This is a genomic window from Paenibacillus oryzisoli, from assembly GCF_001653565.1.
In the GTDB taxonomy this organism is placed as follows: Bacteria; Bacillota; Bacilli; order Paenibacillales; family NBRC-103111; genus Paenibacillus_E; species Paenibacillus_E oryzisoli.
Map to the genome: position 1 here is coordinate 350,471 of NZ_LYPB01000073.1, position 18,191 is coordinate 368,661.

Genomic DNA, 18,191 nt, shown 5'->3' on the forward strand with positions numbered 1-18,191 from the left:
CATTCCTTTTGGAGGCTATTTTCATTTCAAAATGAGTCGTTGATACAGGTGTGATAGTTCGTTCATCAGCCTATTCATATCAAAATGATTATGAATCAATGCCCTGTTCTTCTCTCCCATTGTGATAATCGTATTCTTGTCTTTCAGCAGCATTTCCAGTGATCTAGTTAGCCCCTCAATGTCACCCGGTTCAATCAAATAACCATTCTCCCCATGCTGGATAACCTCAGGTATGCCCCCAACGTAAGTTGAAATAACCGGTAGTGAGAAATTCATCGCTTCCAAGATGGCCATTGGCAATCCCTCATTGTACGATGGCAATACTAGCATATCTACGCTTCTTAGCAATTCTTCCTTCTCCTGAACGTTTATCCAACCTAGGACGTCAACCGTATCCTGGATACCATAGTTATGAATCCTCTGTTTCACTTCTGTTATTTCCCCATCACCAGCTAATAGGAACTTACAGGCAACCCCTTTTTCTCTCAAATTTCTGATAGCTAGAAGTAGATCATAAGTTCCCTTACGCTCCCCTAATCTCCCTAGAAAAAGACAAATCGGTGTCGAATTCGAGCGGCTAATCGGTTCCTCCATTGTAAAAACCCCGTTATAAAGAATCTCTATTTTCCGGCTAGGAACAATGGTAGAGAAGTACTTCTTCCATTCTTGTGATAAAACGACTACGGTATCGACGCTATTTAAGATGAACTGACAATACCTCTTCTGGAACTTATTGTGATTGTAAAACTCATCGAAACTTGCTGCATGTATATGCAGGATAATGGGCACTCTGACCATTTTGCCAACCATGACCATGATAGATTTCCTGTAAAAGCTCCCTCCATTGGACATATGGATATGAACGACGTCCGGCCTATGCCATAACAACTGATAGAGGTACTTAAACAGACCTACTATGAAAATGTGTAATCGGGCTATAACACTCCCTGTTATGTACGTTTCCACTCTCGTTAAATCATATTGTTCATTGAGATTGGATTGTTCTATATTTCGAATGACCGTAACGATGCCGCCCATATCCTTTAACGATGAACCTACGACAAGAATCTTCGCTTTCATTCTAGCTCCCTCCTATCCTAAGGTTTGAAGATATGCCTTAATAGCGTGAAGGAGGTTGGATTCCTCTTGTATGTATGCGTTAAAGTGCAGATGATCAATCTCAGTAAGTAGCAACCTTAATTGATCCACATCTTCGGCAACCTGAATGTATCCCTTCTCTCCAAAGGCAGTTGAAATTTCGGCTTGATGATCATCGACATGTTCGCCTAATGATCGCCTTCTGGGCATGACGATTACTTTCTTGTTGTATTTGAGCGCATTGAGAATAGAACCGATACCACCATGCGTAATGCATACGTCGCACGCTCTCGTTAATTGATCCATCTCTTCAAGTTTGTAAAAGTCAGCGTATGTATACTGTCTAGGCTTATAATCTGAATAGCCAATCTGAGCGATAACGGAATCTGTCAGTACGCCTTCTTCTACTAATTGATCTACGGAGCGTAATAATCGATTGAATTGAAATCTCTGCGTACCTACCGTTATCAAGATCAATATAAGCTCCCCCTGTACGTCCCAGTCGGATAAACGTCTCTTAGTTGCTCCCATTGAATATAAAATTGATCGGCAATTTTATAGATGAGCCTACCGGTTACACTAGCCGTATACACTTTGGCAAAGCTTTCAATGTACACAACTTTCGCACCGAACAGTTTTCCCAGTACACAGAGTCCTAGGACAGCGCCTGCTCCTGTCGTTATAATGACTTTCGGCCTCTCTTTAACTAGGATATACAAGGACATGAACAAATTAAGAAATAAATGGAGGAAGAGGAGGACATTCTTTCTTTCCTGCTGCGCTAAGTAATAGACCCTTTCTTGGTCTTTCAGAGATCGACTCATCTCACTTTGCTCTGTAATAATGAAATAGTTATGCTCCGCAACGGCCGGAATGATCTTCTTCAATTCACCCAAGTGACCTCCAGTGGAACTGGCTAAACAAATCTTCATCTAAGCTCTCTCCTTTCAGAGGATGACTGGCGCATGCAAGGCACGCCCCAGTTATCCTCCTTCAAATGGGCGAATTCAGACTTCAATTAATAAGCATTTTTGGACCCGAGCAAGGCTCTGAATGTTCTCATAATGATTATGACTTCTAATGAAAGTTTCCGCTCCCGAATATACGTCAGATCCAATTCCACCATTTCCTCAAACCCAATGTCGTTCCGACCACTAACTTGCCATAACCCTGTACACCCAGGCGTAACTTGCAGCCGTTGTTTATGATAGGCGCTGTATTGCTCAACTTCACGAAGGAGTGGGGGTCTTGGCCCTACTAAACTCATATCACCCTTCAACACATTCCATAATTGTGGAAGTTCATCCATACTTGTTCTTCGCATGAATTTCCCGACTTTGGTAATACGGGGGTCTTCTTTCATTTTAAACATATGGCCTTCCATTTCATTCTGATCAAGCAGCTCGTCAAGCAGCTCTTCTGCATTCGATACCATCGATCTCAACTTGTACATGTTGAATACTTTCTCATCTTTACCTACTCGCTGCTGATAGAAGAATATGTGTCCCTTCGGATCCTCTAACTTGATGCGTATCGCTAGCACAATGAACAAGGGCAAGCAAACAAGCAGTCCTAAACATGCACCTATCATATCCAATACTCGTTTAGCAATTCCATAGTAAACCATTGAACTATCTGCCCTTTTCCATCTTGTTCTAGGATAGTATTGGTTTGCCTCGAATACCGATGAATCGTTGGATAATTTAGACATTCGTTTCCCTCCTTCTAGCCAATGGCGCGAGGTGACTTTTCACGTTTGAGCACTTCACCCAGCGCCTGCAAGAGTGGCATTCTAAGCTCATTGTTCCGAAGAGCGAAATCTAACGAAGTAAGAATAAATCCAAGCTTTTCACCTACATCATATCTAATCCCATTAAAATGATAGGCATACACATTCTGTATCTCATTCAGTTTCGAAATGGCATCCGTTAACTGGATTTCTCCCCCAGCGCCACGTTCTTGCAGGTCGAGAAACTCAAATATTTCTGGCGTAAGAATGTATCGTCCCATAATGGCAAGCTTGGAAGGTGCCGTCCCTGGTTGTGGTTTCTCCACAAGATTGCGAACTTGATACAATTTCCCATTGCGATTCACAGGATCTATGATGCCATATCGTTTGGTTTCTTCCTCAGAAACGGGCTGCACGCCAATGACGGAACATTGTGTCCGTTCATATTGATTCATTAATTGTTTCAAGCAAGGTACTTCCGCCGTCACAATATCATCACCTAGCAACACAGCGAATGGCTCGTTACCGATAAATCGACGTGCACACCAGACGGCATGACCGAGCCCTTTCGCTTCCTTTTGACGAATATAATGAATGTCTACTTTGGCCGGCCTCAGAATTTCCTCGAGCAGCTCCAACTTCCCTTTCTCCGCTAAGCTGTATTCCAATTCAAAGGCATTGTCGAAATGGTCCTCGATCGCACGCTTTCCTTTCCCCGTCACAATGATGATGTCTTCAATTCCTGATTCAATCGCTTCTTCTACGATGTATTGGATGGTGGGTTTATCGACAATGGGCAGCATTTCTTTCGGCATCGCTTTCGTTGCGGGTAAGAATCGGGTCCCTAAACCAGCTGCAGGAATAATTGCTTTCCTTACTGTTCTCTCCATCCCATACTCCTCCTCATATCGTCTCTCTGTCTCTTCTCTATTTAGTCGCCATAATAGTCGTAATAAGCCCCATCACTTTTCTTAGGGCGCTTGTTGTTAAGAACGACACCTAGCACTTTCGCTTGCACTCTTTGCAGGTTATGAATAGCTTTCCTAGCCATATCTCGCTTGACTTTCCCATCGCGAATGACCATGACAACACCATCACATTTGGTAGCCAAAATTTGTGCGTCGGCCACAGCTAACGTTGGCGGCGAATCAATAATAATGACATCAAATCTGGCTGCCATTTCCTCAAGAAATACGGTCATCTTCTGCGACATGAGCAGTTCAGATGGATTCGGAGGGATCGGACCTGAGGGAATAAGGAATAAGTTCTCGATCGACGTCTCACAGATGAACTCATCGAACTGGTTTCGGTTCACAATTGCGCTGGTTAAGCCATACCGATTCGACTTTCCAAAATAATGATGAAGGGTTGGTTTTCGTAAATCGGCATCAACAATGAGCACCTTCTTTCCCTCTTGTGCGTAGGCAACGGATAAGTTAGCAGCTGTCGTCGATTTGCCATCACCAGGCTGCGCCGATGTTACTAATAGGGTCTTCATGCTGCGATCAATCGATGAGAACTGAATGTTCGTTCTTAACGTACGATACGATTCGGACACTTGCGATTTCGGATGCGATTCTGTGATGAGAGGATGCTTATTGATTAGCGTTCGCATAGACCGTATCACCCACCTTTCTAGGGGATTGCGTAGATGCTTTGTTCGGCAGATCTTCTGGTTTCACGTTAGCAATGGTAGCAAGTGTAGGTAAGCCAAGATATTGTTCAATGTCGGCTTCCGATTGGATGGAATCATCTAGGTAATTTAGAAGAAGCACGAAGCTAATAGCCAACATCAGAGACACTACGAATGCAATCACAACATTCATGATCGTATGAGGTGATACAGGTCTTTGATTTTCTTCGGGCTTAGCTTCGTTCAAAATAACAACATTATCTACTTTCATAATGGAAGGAATTGTAGTCTTGAATACATCGGAGACGGCATTGACTGCCTTAGCTGCGTTCTCTGGCGAGGAACTTCGAATGGTTATAGTCATTACTTGCGTATCCACCGTGGAGCTAACCAGAACCATGTCCTTGAGGTCAGCACTTGTCAAACCAAGATCGGGATACTTCGTAATCACATTGTCGAGGATGGCTGGGGTTAAAATAATTTCCTTATACGTTTTAATCAACAACGCATTCGTCCGTATGGAATCGTAATCGAGATTCTCTCTGCCTGCGACGTCCGTCGATTTATTGACGATGATCTTCGAACTGGCTTCATAGAGAGGAGTGATTAAATAGTAGCTCACAAGCCCTGTAACTACACTTGCTAGAAGTACAATGCCAGCAATTAGCCCTAACTTTTTTTGAACAATGGTCAAATATTGCCTAAGTTCTATTTCCATTGTGACCTCCGATCGTGATTGTACTATTGAAATCGGGAAAATCCCTGCTCCATGACGCAATGTTCAAGTTCGAGCCGCAGCCAAGTCAAGAAGGAGTCTCTGAGAGACTCTTTCTTCTTGGCCCGCAAATTAGCACGAAACATCCATTGTTGTCTTATTGGCTAGCTCCATGGCATTGATATAGCCACGTACCGCTTTGCCAAATTCATTCTTGAATTGATACTCCCAGAAACGAAGAGTTTGCAGCACGGTATCGCCTGTTGAAGTTTCTTCCTTCAGCCACTCTACTGCATAGACATACCCATTCTCTCTCAGACTTTTTTCACGAAGCACACCGCATAACGAGATCTCTTGGTTATGAAACTTAAATTGGAAACACCAAATCACATTTTCATTTGTGGGCAGACTTAAAGAAGAAGTGAAGCCCATTCGCGATGGACTCATGTCGATGACTTTGAACGGCGTATACTTGGAGTCCAACATTCGACCGTCAATCTGTTTAATATTCATCAAACCATAACAAGGATATTCCAAAACAGTTTCTGAGCATTCTGCCCAAGATGTCGTCATCGATTCCCCTCCTTAATGTTACGATATGTATCATTGTGAGCATGACTAGACTAGGAGCTAACTTCTCTGTACGATAAGTGTGGTAGGATTGGTCTCGACGAGGCGATGTCGGTTAATGCTCGTGAGTGAGGGGGGCATGAGTTGGAGCAACTTGGAGGGGCTTCTTCGACTGGCTTTCTTTCCACAACAGAAATTGTTGCACATCCAGTCCCAAATGTCTTAAAATATCGTTAATCTCAAGTGTAACTGGTTTATCTTTTTCCATAAAAGAGCACCACTCCTGATCATGATATGTTCTATGACATTTCTTTTGATTCTGTTTTCAATTTATGATACATTTCGTATCTTGTCAAGATAAAACGAGAAAATTCAATAGATCCTCAAAGACTTGCATCGCACGTGTGAAAATCACTCGTTCTGTTTTCAAAGTTATGCCCGTAAACCGTCAGATATGAATAGAATCCTGCATTAATTCCAGCAAGAAATCTTGTAAGCGCACCCAAGTCTGATAGAATCAGCGCTCTCGTACGATGTCATTTTGCGAAAATAATGTAGAGCTGATCTCCTTCACCTTCGCCATGTCCGGAATCCAATAATATAACCGTGCGCGCACCAACGGATCCATCTCATAGCCACTATGGCCTGGAACTTGCTTGGTTGTAAAATCGTCCGGTGTCATTCCTTTAAATAGCCAAGCTAAGCTTATCATATCGCTATCCTTGAAATTGGTATCCACGATATCTTTCTTAACCTTTGTTAGCAAGCCTGCGATTTCTCCAACATGATCTGGACGCAAAATTTCTGAAGCAACTGTTTTCAATAACTGTGTTTGCTCGCTCTGCCTGTCAAAGTCTCCATTCGCAAAGGCGTATCGTTCCCTTACCAGACTCAGTGCCAATTTGCCATCTATATGCTGTTGGCCTTGAGGCAGTGTCACTCCAGCGTGTAGTAAATGTATATTCTGTCTAACCTCTACATTCACACCGCCAATGGTGTCGATGAAATCCTCAAAACCTTTGAAATTAGTCTTCATGTAATAATTAATGGGTACATCTAGGAAATTGGATACAGTCTGAAGAGCTTCCTTCGTCCCCTCCTCGTTACCTCCCCGCATCTCGCCAAGCATATGTGCATGGTTTATTTTGGTATATCCCACACCTTCCATGTAGACACGACTGTCCCTGGGGATTGAAATCATATTGATTTTACGCATGCTAGGAATAATGTGTAGGACGATAATAACATCCGATCTTGAATTCTCTGTACCTCTAGCGTCCGTTCCAAGCAGAAGCACATTGAATGACTTTAGCGGGTGAGCGGGTGCTTGCTGCATAACTTGAGGCGTTCCTTCCACAGCAGCAGCAGACTGACTAATCGTCACTCCCTCCTCAATGGGAAGCGATGGCCTGCTTAGAACCGGCACGTCCACTTGCTCAAAGTGACGAATGGGCTCATATTTCCAATAAACACTTAATCCTCCCCCAATGATTCCAACAAAGAGACAGCCTGCAGTGTACATTACCCAACGGCGCATGTAGTCACTCCTTTAACTTATCTATTTATTAGATACGTATTGTATCAACGAGGTTGTAGAACTACAAGAAGAAAACAAATAATAAGCCACGACTCTTATGCAACTAAGAGAACGTGGCCTACTGGTGGTGACAAGTCCATTTCATGTCTCTCATGTTGCTCCCGCCTTATCCCATTAAATCCAACTCGCAACTGCCATTTCTTCAACAAAGTTCGGCATGTAAATGGCCTGCATCGTTTCGCATTTCATGCAATGGGCCAATGGAATGGTTGTATGATAGTAGCCTGTCTTAAAAATCTTCCTGGCATAACACTTATCCATCATTTCGTTGCATTCGACACAAAATACTTTTTCAAAAAGAATCATTTTTATCCCCCTCTAATGTATGACTAAATGTCGTAACCTGTTACAATATGTATATATTATTCATTATATGATACATTTCGTAACTTATCAAGGATTTATTCATGATTTCAAATACATTTTGTATCTAGTCAAATGAATCTCTGCTTTGTTATAATTATCTTCTGGTATATCACGTTAATGATAGTGGTTATAATAATGAAATGATTATGAACAGTGAGGACTGATCAAGCTGAAATACGGAGATCGCATTGCACTATTACGTGAAAAAAGAGGACTAACACAAGAGGACTTATCCGTCAAAATAGGTATTTCCAGAGCATCCCTGTCTCACTATGAGACCAATCGCCGCGAACCTGATTATGAAACTATTAATAAGATCGCAAACTTTTTTAATGTATCTATTGACTATTTGCTAGGGCGTACAAACCATCAACAAACTGTTTTGGATGAAGATGTACGTGACTTTGTCGAAAATTTGGATTTAACAGATGAGGGTATTCTACAGAAGTTTTCATTAACCGTGGATGGGAAGCGATTATCAGCAGAGGAAGCAAGAAGATTTATTGCTTTTGTTAGGGCTGAGCGTTCATTAGAGTAATTAGTAGCTGCTCTCAACGCTCAGCCTTCCATTAATTGTTGACACCGATATACTTTAAAGTCACGGATGGTGCTGACTGATTGAACAAATCTCTAAGTACTGAGACATTTCTCGTTTTGAGGTAGTAATGATAGCCATAGGTCTTACGAAGGGTATGCGTTCCTATATCTGTTAGGCCTACTTGCTTTGCAGCCTGGTTAAGTATGCGATACACACGTATTCGCTTAATAGGGTGACCCGTACGCTGGGAAGGAAATAAGTAATTGTCTTCATCCATATATTGGACATATTCCTTAATATAAGCCTTCAGCTGCGAAGAAAGCTGGAATGTCTTTACTTTCCCCGTTTTTTCCTCTCTTACACTCACAGTATTTCGATCCGTTACATCTTTTACTTTCAAATAGAGAATATCACTAAGATGGAGTCCTGAATTAATTCCAATTGTGAATAGCAGCCAATCACGAACCGATTGTTCCTTCAATACTTCTTGAATCTGCTCAATCTTCTCTTGTTCTCTAATTGGTTGAACAACTTGCATGAATAGCACCTCACATGACCTTAATTAGTTTCATAGGATATGTTACGATATGTATCTATTAATAGGTGACGAACTCATATTATTGGCATACCACTCCCTTTCCGTCTATTATGTTACATATTGTATCATAAATTTAAGAAATGATCTATGCCTTTTGCTGTTCTCAAACCCGAAATTTTCATGTATAATTCTTAATAAAGAACAATACTATAGTACTACTATACTAGGAAGAAAGGAGGTTGCGCCATACATGTTCAAAAAAATACTAAGAATTCCCCTCATCGTTGTACTCTTGACTACCATTCTATTTCCTGCATCAGCCTTTGCTTCAGGCTATGATAACGGAAATTCACAGAAGAATAGTCTATTATCTCAATTTATGAATAATTTAAGTAAAATTTTTAATTCAAATACATATGGCAACACGAACAGCAGTAATAACAACAATAACAACAATAATAACAATAACAACAGTAATAACAACAAGGACAAAGACAAAGACAAGGGAAAAGATAAGGATAAAGATAATCACAACAACAACAATAACAACAATCATAATAACAACAACTGGGACGATTATGATTGGGAAGATTGTTGGGATGATTACGATTTCGAAGATATTGAATGCGAAGATTCCTTTGATATCTGGAAAAAATGGTTCTGCTATTGATAGAAAACTCCGCTGCATCCAATATGCAGCGGAGTTTTTACGTTTATATGGAATTCGTCTCAAGGACGAATACAGTGATCTCAGGCCGGCAATTGAAGCGAATGGGCAATAAAGTCGTACCTATGCCGCGATTGGTGTACACATGGAACTCAGTTCCGTCGAAATTGTACAACCCCATCGAGTACTTCTGTCCTAGGTCTGGCGTGAATACACTGCCATAGAAGGGAATCCGTATCTGTCCGCCGTGGCTATGGCCGGAAAGTTGTAAATCAATGGCGTACTTTGAGGCCAAATCAGCGAAATCAGGCTCATGTGCGAGCAAGAGGGCGAACTCATCTCGCTCCACTCCTTGTAGTGCGAGTGGTAGATCGGGGTTACCGTGGAACATCTCATCCACGCCTACGATATGAATACTTTCTTCTCCTCGACTGATTCTTTGGTTTTCATTAACTAGCACTTTAAACCCAGACTTCTCCAATATGTCCGTGATACGTTTCGCATCCATGCGAAGATCATGATTACCTAGTACTGCGAATTTCCCATGCGCCGCTTGAAGCTGAGATAGAATGGGAATTACGTCATCCGATATTTCGCCTTGCCTGGAATCAAATAAATCGCCAGTAAAAACAAGGATATCAGGCTCTTGTCGCTGCAGCAGCTGGGCCAATCTAGTTAAGTGAGATAGGCCAGAATACTTGCTAATATGTGTATCACTGAATTGCACGATTCGCATACCTGCGAATGAAGCTGGGTACCGCTTGTAGGATAGTTTGACCGTTGTGGTCTGGATCCAATTCGGCTCTCCAAAAATACCATACGCACCGCCCATCCCTGCTAATAACCCCAAAGAACCAACCGCCAATAGACTATGCTTGAGGAATGACCTACGACTTAAGGGGGTATCGTCCATGCAGCGTCCGCCTCCTAACTAGGTCTAAAGACTTGTATCCGAACATAATACTACATGATCCTCTTCTTAATTCATGATACAGTTTGTATAATTTTAATGTGAACGGGATTGATTTCGGATAAAAAACGTGCGATAATACATATAACGATACAAAGCGTATCTTACACAGAAAGTTTTGGAGGGGTCAGTTGTGAACATGCTAAAGCAAATGGATAAAGAAGAATATGATGCAGAATGGATTAATCTCATTATAAGCGCTCGTAAGATGGGACTTACCATGGAAGATATTCGCGCATTCTTAAGAAGCCCGTTCCAACCCATGAAACCAACCCAAAACACAAATGAAAACAATCCTTGCATGTCCCCATAAGTTCACATAGCACAGCTAGCTATTCATCATTAGGCCGTTTCATTCTCCATTTATTGAAATCCAAAAACTCCCGAAATTGCTGCTTATCTACGCCAGAGGACATAGCTTCTTTAATGATCTCATACCATTCCTCATCCAACTCTCGCTCACCTACAGCTATCTCTTCTTGATCGTCAATAAGTCGATCAACAGGCACCTTTAATACGCCTGCAATCTTCTCTAGAAACTGAATAGAAGGATTCTTTTGGATGTCTCGCTCTAAGCTGCTAATATACGATTTGGCCACACCTGCCCGTTCAGCCAATTCTGTCAGGGACAGACCTTTCTCTTTCCTTAATTGTTGTACACGTTTACCTATCATAGTAGATCTTCCCTTTTAAATGTAGTGGTTGCTCCTTTTAGTATAACAGAATTCCTATTAAAGAACAAATTTTGTTCCTAATAAAGAACAATACTAGCCCCCTAAGGGGCTAGTATTTGCTTTCTACCCGTTATAAGCATACATATGAATCTCATCACTTCGTCGATATTTTTTCATTGTGCCATTTCATAAACTCGATCAATATTTTCAACTCGTTGATCCGTTCCTTTTTGATTCCTGACTTCTTTAAATCCGCAATAAAATCCATCCACTCCTGATCAAGCTGCTGGTTGGTTTCCACTTCTACAGCAATTTTCAATAGTATTTTCAGATCAACCTTAAGCACCAAAGCGATTTTCTCAATAACATGAATAGATGGATTCTGTTTCAAATTTCTCTCAATGTTGCTTAAATACGACTTGGAAATACCTGTCCGCTCTGAAAGCTCGGACAATGTATACCCCCTTTGCTTGCGAATGCTCGATATATTGTGACCAATCATCGTTATCATCACTCCACAGTGACACTTTTGGCAAGATTTCTGGGCTTATCAATATCACAGCCCCGATATTTAGCTGCATAATAAGAGATTAACTGAACTGGAATAACGGAGACCAGAGGTGTTAGCAACTCATGGACAGCAGGCAGCACTATCTGATCATCGCTCTCCTCTGACCCCTCCATGGTAATCATGCACACATGAGCACCACGCGCCATAATTTCTTGCACATTGCTTCGAACGTTCGCACGAATATGCGGCTGTGTAATTAGAGCAATCGCTGGTGTACCTTCTTCAATGAGCGCAATTGTACCGTGCTTGAGTTCCCCGCCTGCGAACCCTTCTGCCTGGATATAGGAAATCTCTTTCAGCTTCAACGCACCTTCTAAGGCAACATAATAGTCTACCCCTCGGCCAATAAAGAAGCAATTGCGTGAGGAAGTCAGATATTTCCATACGACTTCTTCCATCATCTCTTTCTTATTAATTAGAATTTCCATTGCATTCGCGGCGATACTCAGCTCATGAAAAGGATCGACCCCATGCCACTGCGCCCTGCCATTCTCACTTACACTGCTGAAGGCAAGTAGCGCTAATACGGCAATCTGTGCCGTGTATGCTTTCGTAGAAGCTACAGCAATCTCTGGTCCTGCATGCGTTAACAACGTATAATCCGCTTCACGAGATAGTGTCGAACCAGGTACGTTCGTTATCGTGACAGCAGGATATCCCATCTGTTTAATCGCAACCAATACACCGCGACTATCTGCCGTCTCGCCGCTCTGCGAAATGAAGATAAACAGTGGATTCGCGGACAAAATGGGCCTGTTATATAGAAACTCACTGGCGATATGGGACTCAACCGGTATGTTCGCGATGTTCTCAATCAATTGCTTGCCAATTAATCCAGCATGATAACTAGTTCCACAACCAATGACATAGATGCGATCCGCCATCATTACGCGTTCGCGCAGCTCCGGGTCAATCCGAATCCCACCTTGGTCATCCCGATACTTGGATATTACCTTGCGAATAACTGCTGGCTGCTCGTCAATTTCCTTGAGCATATAGTGAGCGTATAATCCCTTCTCTATATCTCTTGCATCCAGCTTTACTTGGAAAGGCCTTCTTTGAATGATTTCACCGTTCAATTTCTTAATGATTTTGGTATGTTGACGTAGAATAACCATTTCTTCATCCATCAATTCTACGAATTGATTCGTTAGCTGCAGCATTGCCATCGCATCGCTCGCAACAACATGGAAATCAGATCCAAGCCCGATGAGCAGGGGACTTTTATTTTTGCCAACATAGATGGTTTCCGTGTCCTGACTGTCTAATATAGCAACAGCATATGAACCTTTCATAGCTAGAAGTAACTGTCGAAAGGCCTCCTCGATCGATAAGCCACTCTCCACAAGCTGCTCCATCTTCTGTACAATGACTTCCGTGTCCGTATCACTGGCGAACGGAATATGCGAGAGAGACTTCTCCTTCAGCTCTTGGTAATTCTCAATTACACCATTGTGCACGACCGTGAATCTACCATTGTGACTTTGATGAGGGTGCGCATTGCGTTTACTTGGTTTGCCGTGCGTGGCCCACCTCGTGTGCCCGATTCCCACCCGCGCCACTTGCTCTGTATCGATTACTTCGCGAAGCGCTGCAATTCGACCCCTTTCTTTGTACACATGCAGCCCGCTGTCGTTTAGAATAGCAATACCGGAAGAATCATACCCTCGATATTCTAACTTTTCTAATCCCTTAACTAATATTTCCTTCGCATCCTGACTACCGATATATCCTACAATTCCGCACATGCGCATTACCTCCCTAAAGAAAATTCTTAATAAAGAACAATTAGTCAGTATTTAGGAATAATTGAATAGATTTGTCTATGTATTCATACGTTTGTACTGAAGGGAGGAATTCATGCCATGACTTCATTTTGGATAAACGTATGGAGAAAGGTGATACGTAGGTACCATACATTCATGCATGACTACAACTCTATCCTCTATCACGACTGTCTCGACATCCCAATGAAAATAATCATCTTTCAGAAAATGCAGCATCATCGGTTGAAAATGGACGAATATTCCTAGGCAACTCACTCACTAAGCACTGATACTCTTCGCCTTAAGTATAGATTTCTGAATACAAGCAATGACCCGATCTTGCTCTTCTTCGGCCATACTCGAACCCGAAGGCAGGCATAAACCTGTTTGGAATAACCGCTCTGACACATTGTCGTCGTAACTATGCGGATAATAGGGAATTCCTTCGAATAAAGGCTGCATATGCAGCGGTTTCCAAACAAGACGAGCCTCAATATTCTCTTCCGCGAGAAGCTCTATTAATTTTTCCACAGAAATACCCGCTTCTTTCGCATCGATTGTTAGCGCTGTCAACCACCGATTCGATCGCGTATTCGGCAACTCTGGCATAAATTGAATGCCTGGCAAGTGGGCTAATTCGTTGTAATAGCGTTCAAATACAACGCGTCTAGCAGTCACTCTCTCTTCCAACACAGCAAGTTGAGCACGGCCAACTCCGGCTAATATATTACTCATCCGATAATTATAACCAGTCTGACTATGTTGATAATGCAAGGCATAATCTCGAGCTTGTGTAGCTAGAAAGCGCGCTTTATTCAGCCCATCAACATCGTTGGATACCAACATGCCTCCACCTGATGTGGAAATAATCTTATTTCCATTGAAGGAATAGATGCCAAACTTGCCAAATGAACCGCTTGCTCTTCCTTTATAAGTCGAACCCAAGGATTCCGCCGCGTCCTCAATGATGGGGACATGGAATAATTTGCACAGGGCTACGATTTCGTCCATTTTGGCACTCTGACCATATAAATTAACGACAATGATCGCTTTGGGCAATTTCCCATTACGAGCTGCTTCATATAAGGCACGTTCTAAAGCTTGTGGGGACATATTCCATGTTTCTGGCTCTGAATCAATAAATACAGGGGTTGCACCTACATATACAATCGGATTCGCACTAGCCACAAACGTTAGACTAGAACAAAAGACGGTATCTCCTTCAGCAACATCTAATAGTCGCAGGGCTAAATGGATGGCTGCTGTTCCTGAACTAACTGCTGCCGCATCAACAAGGCCGACATGGCTGGCGATCTCTTTCTCGAAGGCATCGACATGCGGACCTAGCGGAGCGATCCAATTTGTATCAAAAGCGTCCTGAATAAACGCCATTTCATTGCCACTCATATGCGGGGGAGATAGATAGATTCTTTTTTTGTTAGTAAACATCGTATGAACACACCTTTCATTCACTATTTAGTAGTCATAAGGATTGCCGGGGTGCCAATTGCGGTTCGAAATGAGGGAACATCATGGATAACCGTAGCTCCCGCTCCTACTGTGGCCCATTCGCCAACCTGCTTACCAGGGATAATAGTTGCTCCTGCCCCTATCATGCTTCCTTCTTGGATCACAACCGCTCCTGTCAACGTTGCCCTAGGCGCAATATGAACATAGTCCGCAATCTGACAGTCATGCTCTACGATTGATCCCGTATTCATAACGGTATGGTGACCAATATGAGCATCTGCATGAATGACCGCGTTGGCCATAATGACGGAACCATGACCTAGCGTAGCACTTGGACTAATGACGGCTGTCTCATGAATCAAGGTGACATAGTCTTCATATGGTAAACCTAGTTTCATAACAATAGACTTCCTTATTTCGTTATTGCCAATGGCAACCACCCATTTCAACTCACGGCCGAGATCCCTCAATTGATGAGCTGCTGAGATGGGTCCCTGATACATACCCTCTCTGTAAGTCAATTCCGAATACTTATCATCTAGCATTGCCACGATTTGATTTAATGGCTTCGATCGAATGATGTCCCTAATAACCTTGCTATGACCACCTTCGCCAATGACAACAATATTCATAGGAGTCCACATCGCTTCATGACAAATTTGATCCTGAGAACTTCTCCATCGTTACATGATTTCCATGACTGACGCCTTCCGATTTCACGACTTTACCGACTGTTAACACCAATATTTTGAGGTCCAACATGAAACTTCTATTCTCTACATACCAAATATCAAGTTTGAATTTCTCTTCCCACGAAATCGCATTTCGGCCATGCACTTGCGCCCACCCCGTAATCCCAGGTCGAACCAAATGACGCTTCGCTTGTTCTTTGGAATACAAGGGTAAATAATCCATTAGGAGTGGTCTTGGCCCAACAAGGCTCAAATCGCCTTTAATCACATTGACCAGTTGTAATAATTCATCCAGACTAAATTTTCTAAGAAAATGGCCAAATGGTGTTAATCGTATTGCATCCGGCAATAGATTACCCTCGGAGTCTCTGGCATCCGTCATGGATCGCAGCTTTAATATGTTGATGGGCTTCTCATGCAGGCCTGGCCTTTGCTGCTTAAAAATGACTGGTGAGCCAAGCTTTAACCTAATCAGAAGGGCAACAATACCGATTATCGGTAGAAATAGCCCTAATAATGTGATTGCGACACTGACATCAAATAGTCTCTTCATAATGGCTGTACTCCCACTCAGCTTTGCCATGAAGCTCGACTTCATTCGGTCAAACTTCCAAGCAAAATAGTTTACTTTCTTTCTCTCATGACCATCAACAGCTACCAGCCACTGGTTATCATTCAACTGAAGCTGGTCTATATGATGCATCCCGTCTTTTCTCCAATCCATCTCTTGCTTGGAACCACTTAAGACAAGTGAAACTTCCTCTTCTTCATACCTATCTTCGGAGAGCGTATATACTTTAAACATTCGGACAGAGTCTCCATAATGCGGATAGTCGGCTTGTGTATATCTGTATAGAACACCATCTGAAACAATGAGTCTCCCACCAGGACGACTAATAATATGATTATTGGAGACGACTGGACTTTGAACATGCTCCAACCATGGCCCCTCTAACTGATCAGCATGAAGGATATGGAGCTTCCCCCCATCTGTCCCTGTAAACATCCACCATTTATCATGCATATTCACAATGGATGGATCGAGATACTTTCCTTCCTTGAGCTCAGAAGCTACTTCCCATTCATAAGGAAATTGGGTGGCCTTGTATAGAAGAATGCGATTCGATTCCGCCGTTTCCGGCAACATGTACATCTCATTATTATGGAGAAACACTTGCGGGTAAGATAAATGAAATTTCTCGCGCAACACGACCTGTCGATATGTCCATTCGCTCCCATCGGAACTGGTTGCTACACCAATTTCTCCTTTGCCTGTTGCTTTGTTAAGAATTTCAAAGAAGAGATGAAATTCTGCGTTATGCTGAATAATGAAAGGATCAGCAACAAACTCAGCAGGTACATCCGTTACATCGGAGGATTGGAGACTTGGCATTGCCAACTTATGCTTCTGGGGCTCACTAGCCATTACACTATCTGAAATAAATACAGTAATTGACCACAACGACACAATCATTCCATTCCGCAACAGAGCATACCAATTCTTAAATCTTCTAAAGTCCATTGCACGAATGATCGACAAGCTAATTCCTCCTTATATATTTGCGAGCATTTCGTTCTCGACTACATAACCACGCGGGTTACTGGTTTGCCATCGCCACGAATCCAGGCACATTTCATCAATTCCTTTATGAGCGATCCATCCTAATTCTCGTTCGGCCTTAGTTGGGTCCGAGTAACATACCCCAATATCACCAGGCCTGCGTGAAGCAATCTTATAGGGAACACTCCTGCCAGTTACACGCTCGAACGTCTGAACCATTTCCAATACACTATAACCTCGGCCTGTTCCCAGATTATAGGCTTCAACTCCCGTTGTTTCCATAACCTTCTCAAGTGCCTTCAAATGTCCTTGTGCTAGATCCACCACATGGATATAATCTCTTACACCTGTACCATCTGTCGTAGCATAGTCATCGCCATATACCTGCAATTCCTTCAAACCACCAACAGCCACTTGTGTGATATATGGCATAAGATTGTTGGGGATTCCGTTCGGATCCTCTCCTAATCGACCACTCTCATGAGCACCAATTGGGTTAAAATAACGCAATAGCGCTATGCTCCATGTTGAATCTGAAACATGAAGATCTCTCATGATTTCCTCAATCATGAGCTTTGTTCGACCATACGCATTAGTTGCTCCTAGCGGCGCATTCTCCGTGATGGGTACATGTTCAGACGTACCGTAGACCGTCGCAGACGAACTAAATACAATCTTCTTCACGCCATATTCCTGCATAATTTCACATAAGACAATGGAACCAGAGATATTATTATGATAATAGCGTAAGGGCACAGAAACAGATTCACCTACTGCCTTAAGCCCTGCCAAATGAATAACAGCTTCAATCCTATGGTTTCTGAATATCCCCTCCATATCCGGTCGATTGTTCAAACTGATGGGATAGAACGCGAATTCCTTACCCGTAAGCTCTGTTACTCGCAGCAATGACTCTGCACTGCTATTACTTAAATTATCAACGACAACGATGTCATACCCCGCATTCAATAACTCCACACATGTGTGGCTTCCAATGTAGCCCGCTCCGCCAGTCACGAGAATTGCCATCGTGATA

Annotated in this window: 23 protein-coding genes and 1 pseudogene; 3 read left to right on the forward strand and 21 right to left on the reverse strand. The window is 42.6% G+C overall.

What is annotated here, in order from left to right:
• Positions 1-21: 21 nt before the first annotated feature.
• From A8708_RS19845 to A8708_RS19890, 11 genes are all read right to left on the reverse strand, one after another.
• Positions 22-1,080, reverse strand: coding sequence for a glycosyltransferase family 4 protein (locus A8708_RS19845; RefSeq protein ID WP_068666564.1), 1,059 nt, complete (start codon positions 1,078-1,080; stop codon positions 22-24).
• Positions 1,081-1,092: 12 nt separating this feature from the next.
• Complete coding sequence (gene pssE / locus A8708_RS19850) at positions 1,093-1,575, reverse strand: PssE/Cps14G family polysaccharide biosynthesis glycosyltransferase (protein ID WP_068666566.1); 483 nt, start codon at positions 1,573-1,575, stop codon at positions 1,093-1,095.
• Complete coding sequence (gene pssD / locus A8708_RS19855) at positions 1,572-2,030, reverse strand: PssD/Cps14F family polysaccharide biosynthesis glycosyltransferase (RefSeq protein ID WP_068666568.1); 459 nt, start codon at positions 2,028-2,030, stop codon at positions 1,572-1,574. The genes pssE and pssD overlap by 4 nt, the downstream gene beginning before the upstream one ends.
• 86 nt (positions 2,031-2,116) lie before the next feature.
• The gene (locus A8708_RS19860) at positions 2,117-2,809 is read right to left on the reverse strand and encodes a sugar transferase (RefSeq protein WP_068666570.1); all 693 of its coding nucleotides are present in this window, start codon (positions 2,807-2,809) and stop codon (positions 2,117-2,119) included.
• A gap of 14 nt (positions 2,810-2,823) precedes the next feature.
• Entirely contained in the window at positions 2,824-3,717 is an 894-nt protein-coding gene (gene galU, locus A8708_RS19865; protein WP_068666572.1) for a UTP--glucose-1-phosphate uridylyltransferase GalU, read from the reverse strand.
• Positions 3,718-3,758: 41 nt separating this feature from the next.
• Entirely contained in the window at positions 3,759-4,442 is a 684-nt protein-coding gene (locus tag A8708_RS19870; protein ID WP_082927644.1) for a CpsD/CapB family tyrosine-protein kinase, read from the reverse strand.
• Positions 4,423-5,178 (reverse strand): YveK family protein, encoded by a 756-nt coding sequence (locus A8708_RS19875; protein WP_068666574.1) that lies wholly within the window; start codon positions 5,176-5,178, stop codon positions 4,423-4,425. The genes A8708_RS19870 and A8708_RS19875 overlap by 20 nt, the downstream gene beginning before the upstream one ends.
• A gap of 129 nt (positions 5,179-5,307) precedes the next feature.
• The gene (locus A8708_RS19880) at positions 5,308-5,748 is read right to left on the reverse strand and encodes a hypothetical protein (RefSeq protein ID WP_068666576.1); all 441 of its coding nucleotides are present in this window, start codon (positions 5,746-5,748) and stop codon (positions 5,308-5,310) included.
• Positions 5,749-5,860: 112 nt separating this feature from the next.
• Positions 5,861-6,013, reverse strand: coding sequence for a hypothetical protein (locus A8708_RS35535; protein ID WP_157264897.1), 153 nt, complete (start codon positions 6,011-6,013; stop codon positions 5,861-5,863).
• Positions 6,014-6,262: 249 nt separating this feature from the next.
• Positions 6,263-7,282 carry an LCP family protein gene (locus A8708_RS19885; protein WP_068666579.1) on the reverse strand — a complete coding sequence of 340 codons (1,020 nt, stop codon included), beginning with the start codon at positions 7,280-7,282 and terminating at the stop codon, positions 6,263-6,265.
• A gap of 174 nt (positions 7,283-7,456) precedes the next feature.
• Positions 7,457-7,648 carry a hypothetical protein gene (locus tag A8708_RS19890; protein WP_068666581.1) on the reverse strand — a complete coding sequence of 64 codons (192 nt, stop codon included), beginning with the start codon at positions 7,646-7,648 and terminating at the stop codon, positions 7,457-7,459.
• A gap of 229 nt (positions 7,649-7,877) precedes the next feature.
• Here A8708_RS19890 and A8708_RS34945 point away from each other — a divergent pair, with 229 nt between their 5' ends.
• Positions 7,878-8,246, forward strand: a complete 369-nt coding sequence (locus tag A8708_RS34945) for a helix-turn-helix domain-containing protein (RefSeq protein ID WP_082595196.1) — start codon at positions 7,878-7,880, stop codon at positions 8,244-8,246.
• A gap of 31 nt (positions 8,247-8,277) precedes the next feature.
• On the opposite strand, the gene A8708_RS19895 is transcribed toward A8708_RS34945, so the two are convergent.
• On the reverse strand, positions 8,278-8,784 hold the full coding sequence (locus A8708_RS19895; protein ID WP_068666583.1) for a tyrosine-type recombinase/integrase: 507 nt from the start codon (positions 8,782-8,784) through the stop codon (positions 8,278-8,280).
• 250 nt (positions 8,785-9,034) lie between these two features.
• Between A8708_RS19895 and A8708_RS19900 the strand changes: the two genes are divergently transcribed.
• Positions 9,035-9,454, forward strand: coding sequence for a hypothetical protein (locus tag A8708_RS19900; protein ID WP_068666585.1), 420 nt, complete (start codon positions 9,035-9,037; stop codon positions 9,452-9,454).
• Positions 9,455-9,497: 43 nt separating this feature from the next.
• On the opposite strand, the gene A8708_RS19905 is transcribed toward A8708_RS19900, so the two are convergent.
• Positions 9,498-10,364 carry a metallophosphoesterase gene (locus A8708_RS19905; protein WP_068666587.1) on the reverse strand — a complete coding sequence of 289 codons (867 nt, stop codon included), beginning with the start codon at positions 10,362-10,364 and terminating at the stop codon, positions 9,498-9,500.
• Positions 10,365-10,560: 196 nt separating this feature from the next.
• On the opposite strand from A8708_RS19905, the gene A8708_RS19910 reads away from it, so the two are divergent.
• Positions 10,561-10,734: an anti-repressor SinI family protein gene (locus tag A8708_RS19910; RefSeq protein WP_239696780.1), complete on the forward strand. Its 174-nt coding sequence runs from the start codon at positions 10,561-10,563 to the stop codon at positions 10,732-10,734.
• Positions 10,735-10,753: 19 nt separating this feature from the next.
• On the opposite strand, the gene A8708_RS19915 is transcribed toward A8708_RS19910, so the two are convergent.
• From A8708_RS19915 to galE, 8 genes and pseudogenes are all read right to left on the reverse strand, one after another.
• A complete protein-coding gene (locus tag A8708_RS19915; RefSeq protein ID WP_068666591.1) occupies positions 10,754-11,095 on the reverse strand; it encodes a helix-turn-helix domain-containing protein in 342 nt (113 codons plus the stop codon).
• Positions 11,096-11,249: 154 nt separating this feature from the next.
• Positions 11,250-11,597 carry a helix-turn-helix domain-containing protein gene (locus A8708_RS19920; RefSeq protein WP_068666593.1) on the reverse strand — a complete coding sequence of 116 codons (348 nt, stop codon included), beginning with the start codon at positions 11,595-11,597 and terminating at the stop codon, positions 11,250-11,252.
• A gap of 8 nt (positions 11,598-11,605) precedes the next feature.
• On the reverse strand, positions 11,606-13,414 hold the full coding sequence (gene glmS, locus A8708_RS19925; protein WP_068666595.1) for a glutamine--fructose-6-phosphate transaminase (isomerizing): 1,809 nt from the start codon (positions 13,412-13,414) through the stop codon (positions 11,606-11,608).
• A 297-nt stretch (positions 13,415-13,711) separates the two neighbouring features.
• Entirely contained in the window at positions 13,712-14,881 is a 1,170-nt protein-coding gene (locus tag A8708_RS19930; protein ID WP_082927645.1) for a DegT/DnrJ/EryC1/StrS family aminotransferase, read from the reverse strand.
• Positions 14,882-14,904: 23 nt separating this feature from the next.
• Positions 14,905-15,534 (reverse strand): acetyltransferase, encoded by a 630-nt coding sequence (locus tag A8708_RS19935; RefSeq protein WP_068666597.1) that lies wholly within the window; start codon positions 15,532-15,534, stop codon positions 14,905-14,907.
• A gap of 16 nt (positions 15,535-15,550) precedes the next feature.
• The gene (locus tag A8708_RS19940; RefSeq protein WP_068666736.1) at positions 15,551-16,147 is read right to left on the reverse strand and encodes a sugar transferase; all 597 of its coding nucleotides are present in this window, start codon (positions 16,145-16,147) and stop codon (positions 15,551-15,553) included.
• Positions 16,148-16,249: 102 nt separating this feature from the next.
• A pseudogene (locus A8708_RS37115) lies at positions 16,250-17,116 on the reverse strand (glucosamine inositolphosphorylceramide transferase family protein); the annotation flags it as partial.
• Between the two features lie 30 nt (positions 17,117-17,146).
• The gene (gene galE / locus A8708_RS19945) at positions 17,147-18,184 is read right to left on the reverse strand and encodes a UDP-glucose 4-epimerase GalE (protein WP_068666599.1); all 1,038 of its coding nucleotides are present in this window, start codon (positions 18,182-18,184) and stop codon (positions 17,147-17,149) included.
• Between the last annotated feature and the right edge of the window lie 7 nt (positions 18,185-18,191).

Bases quoted from the DNA above. Each gene is read 5' to 3' on its own strand.
- A8708_RS19845 (WP_068666564.1), bottom strand. From the start codon at position 1,080: ATGAAAGCGAAGATTCTTGTCGTAGGTTCATCGTTAAAGGATATGGGC.
- pssD (WP_068666568.1), bottom strand. From the start codon at position 2,030: ATGAAGATTTGTTTAGCCAGTTCCACTGGAGGTCACTTGGGTGAATTG.
- A8708_RS19860 (WP_068666570.1), bottom strand. From the start codon at position 2,809: ATGTCTAAATTATCCAACGATTCATCGGTATTCGAGGCAAACCAATAC.
- galU (WP_068666572.1), bottom strand. From the start codon at position 3,717: ATGGAGAGAACAGTAAGGAAAGCAATTATTCCTGCAGCTGGTTTAGGG.
- A8708_RS19870 (WP_082927644.1), bottom strand. From the start codon at position 4,442: ATGCGAACGCTAATCAATAAGCATCCTCTCATCACAGAATCGCATCCG.
- A8708_RS19875 (WP_068666574.1), bottom strand. From the start codon at position 5,178: ATGGAAATAGAACTTAGGCAATATTTGACCATTGTTCAAAAAAAGTTA.
- A8708_RS19880 (WP_068666576.1), bottom strand. From the start codon at position 5,748: ATGACGACATCTTGGGCAGAATGCTCAGAAACTGTTTTGGAATATCCT.
- A8708_RS35535 (WP_157264897.1), bottom strand. From the start codon at position 6,013: ATGGAAAAAGATAAACCAGTTACACTTGAGATTAACGATATTTTAAGA.
- A8708_RS19885 (WP_068666579.1), bottom strand. From the start codon at position 7,282: ATGCGCCGTTGGGTAATGTACACTGCAGGCTGTCTCTTTGTTGGAATC.
- A8708_RS19890 (WP_068666581.1), bottom strand. From the start codon at position 7,648: ATGATTCTTTTTGAAAAAGTATTTTGTGTCGAATGCAACGAAATGATG.
- A8708_RS19895 (WP_068666583.1), bottom strand. From the start codon at position 8,784: ATGCAAGTTGTTCAACCAATTAGAGAACAAGAGAAGATTGAGCAGATT.
- A8708_RS19900 (WP_068666585.1), top strand. From the start codon at position 9,035: ATGTTCAAAAAAATACTAAGAATTCCCCTCATCGTTGTACTCTTGACT.
- A8708_RS19905 (WP_068666587.1), bottom strand. From the start codon at position 10,364: ATGGACGATACCCCCTTAAGTCGTAGGTCATTCCTCAAGCATAGTCTA.
- A8708_RS19910 (WP_239696780.1), top strand. From the start codon at position 10,561: ATGCTAAAGCAAATGGATAAAGAAGAATATGATGCAGAATGGATTAAT.
- A8708_RS19915 (WP_068666591.1), bottom strand. From the start codon at position 11,095: ATGATAGGTAAACGTGTACAACAATTAAGGAAAGAGAAAGGTCTGTCC.
- A8708_RS19920 (WP_068666593.1), bottom strand. From the start codon at position 11,597: ATGATTGGTCACAATATATCGAGCATTCGCAAGCAAAGGGGGTATACA.
- glmS (WP_068666595.1), bottom strand. From the start codon at position 13,414: ATGTGCGGAATTGTAGGATATATCGGTAGTCAGGATGCGAAGGAAATA.
- A8708_RS19930 (WP_082927645.1), bottom strand. From the start codon at position 14,881: ATGTTTACTAACAAAAAAAGAATCTATCTATCTCCCCCGCATATGAGT.
- A8708_RS19935 (WP_068666597.1), bottom strand. From the start codon at position 15,534: ATGAATATTGTTGTCATTGGCGAAGGTGGTCATAGCAAGGTTATTAGG.
- A8708_RS19940 (WP_068666736.1), bottom strand. From the start codon at position 16,147: ATGAAGAGACTATTTGATGTCAGTGTCGCAATCACATTATTAGGGCTA.
- galE (WP_068666599.1), bottom strand. From the start codon at position 18,184: ATGGCAATTCTCGTGACTGGCGGAGCGGGCTACATTGGAAGCCACACA.